This window comes from Sporosarcina pasadenensis (genome assembly GCF_047228845.1).
GTDB lineage: Bacteria > Bacillota > Bacilli > Bacillales_A > Planococcaceae > Sporosarcina.
The window spans coordinates 1-1,276 of sequence record NZ_JBFEGM010000028.1; the positions used below are offsets into that span (position 1 = coordinate 1).

The window sequence follows — 1,276 nt, forward strand, 5'->3', positions numbered from 1 at the left end:
GGCACTGACTATCTTTTTTGAGACAAGTAAAAAACACCTTATTAAGCAGCCAGTTGTCGGTATTGTACCGGCGATTGGCTGTTTAATTTCGTTTGGATGCGGATATTGTTATAATAAGTAATGTATTCTTCGACAATTTGAATCACATGTGCATTTGATGTGCGATGGATTCCGTCGAGGTAAAACGTTTCCGACTTTAGCGAGGAGTGGAACGTTTCGATTGGAGAATTATCAGCGGGTGTGCCCTTACGGGACATGCTCATGGTAATTCTCTTTTCTTTTACTGCCTTTTGATAGTCATATGATGTATATACCGAACCTTGATCACTATGCAAGACACAGCCTTCTGGCAAGTCAGGTAATTGATGCAACGTATCCAGAACGAAAGCGGTATCCTGAATGGAACCAATAGTCTGAGCCACAATTTCCCCGTTATAGAGATCAAGAATACTTGAAAGATACATCATGGATTGGCCGAAAGGCAAGTACGTAATATCCGTGACTAGCTTTTCCAAGGGTTTAGACGCAGTAAAATCCCTCGCCAACAGATTCGGTGCGACATATGCAGGCTGCCCAGTACGTTTCCGTTTCTTCACTTTTACACGGCACTGCCAACCATGTTTCTGCATGACACGTTGTACCGTCTTCTCGCAGGCTCCAGGATACAATTCGGCAATCTTCCGGTAGCCATATCGGAATTTATGTCTCTTACACAATTCTCCAATCTGCTGATCCCGCACCTCCTTTGGCGTCTCGTTCTTTTCATGAGCTTTCCAGCGGTAATAAGATGATCGACTAACGCCCAAGTGTCCACAGATTTCTCCTACAGTCATATTTCCTCTTAATTCTTCCACTAACTGAATCACAACTTTTGGCGCCACTTCCTTTCCAATTCCGCGTACTTTTTTAATACTTCAACCTGTTGTTTAAGATACCGATTTTCAGACTGCAACCTAGCTGTCTCACTATCATAATCTGGCCCTTTGCCGAAGGCATATTGCTTTCCAACCGGTTGTGCAAGACGGTGTAATTCACCATTCCGATACCATTTCATCCAAGTTTTCAGCTGTGTACGGTTTCGAATACTCAGTTCCTCCATAACTTCTTTTACAGGAACACCCGCTAACCTCATTTTAATCGCCTTTAATTTAACTTCTTCTGGATAACTAACTTTAGTTCCCATAGAAAAAACACCTCCACGTTGTTGTATTAAGGGTCAATACCCGTTTTTCAACGTAAGGTGTTTTTATTTGTCTCAATTTCTTATGTCAGTGCC

At 42.3% G+C, this 1,276-nt stretch carries 1 protein-coding gene; it reads right to left on the bottom strand.

The features are described 5' to 3' along the window. Positions 1 to 41: 41 nt before the first annotated feature. Positions 42 to 1,183 (bottom strand): IS3 family transposase gene (locus AB1K89_RS18225; RefSeq protein ID WP_413056098.1). Its coding sequence is split into 2 segments (ribosomal slippage): positions 42 to 910 and positions 910 to 1,183, totalling 1,143 coding nucleotides; the frame shifts between segments, so codons are not numbered across the junction. Positions 1,184 to 1,276: the final 93 nt, after the last annotated feature.